Here is a 1,822-nt window from a genome sequence, read left to right on the forward strand (position 1 = left end):
AGTGCTCCCGTCACGTTTGCCATCGCCAAGGCTGTTCCGGCGGTTGTCGTCACGAACGCAGGTGGGACTTTCAACGGCAATCCATTCCCGGGAACGGTGAAGGCAACTGGCATCGGCGGCGCTGCGGTGAGTGGCTCAACGATTTTCACCTATTACATAGGAACCAAGGCCATCGGAACCGGTTCAACCACCGCACCCACCAACGTTGGAACCTTTACGGTCCTCGCGGCGTTCACCAGCAGCAACGCAAGCTATACGAATGCGTCAGGATCTGCGGTGACATTCAGCATTCGAGCGGCCATTCCCACAATAACCGTCACTGCGGCGGGTGGACAATTCACTGGTCGCCCATTCGCTGCAACAGCGGTGATCAAAGGAGTTGGTGGCACTGTCGTTCAGGGAACAACCAGCTTCACGTACTATGTCGGCGCAATTGCCAGTGGGTTGGGAAATTCGATGCCTCCGACGAATGCGGGAACATATACCGTTGTCGCGACATTCAAGAGTGCTTCAACGAACTACGGAAATGTCTCAAGTACTCCCGTGACATTTAAGATCACCCCAGCGAACTCGCCAGTCGCTCCGATTGTCACGCTCAATCCCACAAATCAATCATCCGCAATCGGCGCCGCCGTCACCTTCATGGCGGCTGCCAGCGGCGACCCACCGCCAACGGTCCAATGGCAAATGAGCACCGACGGCGGGACGACATTCGTCAACGTTCCGGGCGCGACGTCATGGAAGTTAAACTTCATCACATCGGCTGCTCAAAACGGTGCCAAATTTCGAGCAACCTTCACCAATCTTAAGGGGACCGCCATGACCTCGGTGGCGACCTTGGCTGTGTACTAAGCAGCAGAGAAGACAAAAAGCATCGGCCAGCCGGAGAGTCAAAAAGGTGTCAGGAACCTTTTCGACTGAAGGCCGACTGCGATCTGGTTGTTTTTCTCGCATGGGAATGCCGAAACGAGCGGCACCTTGGGGATTTACCAGGTTTTACGTGCGGATGTGTGTGACAAAGGTGTCCTGAGACCTTTATTGTTCCCGGGTAGAATGTCACGGTTGCTTGCACTTGAGAGTATTCATCCAGAGCAAAGGAGAACCATCTTGCGGGACAATGAAAACATCGATGGGATGGTTGCATTTTTGCAACGTACGATGAAAGAGAACCCGGACCTGATCAAGGAGAAACTCATTAATGCAGCTCTAGTATTGGGGTTGACAGAACCGGAAATGTGCACTGCAGAGGCGATTAAAAATAAAATAATGTCAATTCTCGATGAAGCGATAGATAGTGCTTTAGGCCAAATTGATTCATTTGGTATCGATCGAGGCCCTTCGGTTTCGTAGTTCTTTAAGTTTTGCCTCCTCACCAGAATCTGTGGGTGAATTCTGGTTCTGGCAGCTTTCCAAGTTGATGGTACAAAGCGATTTCGATCGCTTCATAGGTGCGAAAACCATAAGCTTTTTTGGTAGTCAGTTTCGCCTTATTGTTGAATCCCTCGACGACGCCTGCGGAAATCGCTCCCCGCGCTCGGAACCAGTTGAGAATTAGGTTGCGATGGTTTCGCAGCATGCGAGCGACCCGCTTCATCGGTTCCAGGCGAGACCGCATCGTTCGAGCGCACCATTCGTCGAGAAACTTCCCAGCCCAACCTGCCGAAGCGTATTCCCAGAACCGCTGAAACTCTTCTCTCAACAAGTGCGATCTCACCGAACGCAAATTGTATTTCATCAGTTCCGCCAGCTTCACGACTTGCTTTGGAGTGAGATTCGCAGGGCGTTTCAACAGGCACCAACGTGAATGTTTCAGAACGGGCTC

Annotated in this window: 2 protein-coding genes and 1 pseudogene; 2 read left to right on the plus strand and 1 reads right to left on the minus strand. The window is 52.4% G+C overall.

Translation table 11 applies throughout. From position 1 onward, the window contains the following. Together OSO_RS0133390 and OSO_RS0133395 are read left to right on the plus strand one after the other, a co-directional pair. Nucleotides 1-852, plus strand: a pseudogene (locus tag OSO_RS0133390) (hypothetical protein); the annotation flags it as partial. A gap of 126 nt (nucleotides 853-978) precedes the next feature. After that, nucleotides 979-1,350, plus strand: a complete 372-nt coding sequence (locus OSO_RS0133395) for a globin family protein (RefSeq protein ID WP_010587217.1) — start codon at nucleotides 979-981, stop codon at nucleotides 1,348-1,350. A 19-nt stretch (nucleotides 1,351-1,369) separates the two neighbouring features. Here the strand turns inward: OSO_RS0133395 and OSO_RS0133400 are convergent. Next, on the minus strand, nucleotides 1,370-1,822 hold a 453-nt coding region (locus OSO_RS0133400), incomplete at its 5' end, for a transposase (RefSeq protein ID WP_010587218.1).

The sequence above is a fragment of the Schlesneria paludicola DSM 18645 genome, from assembly GCF_000255655.1.
GTDB lineage: Bacteria > Planctomycetota > Planctomycetia > Planctomycetales > Planctomycetaceae > Schlesneria > Schlesneria paludicola.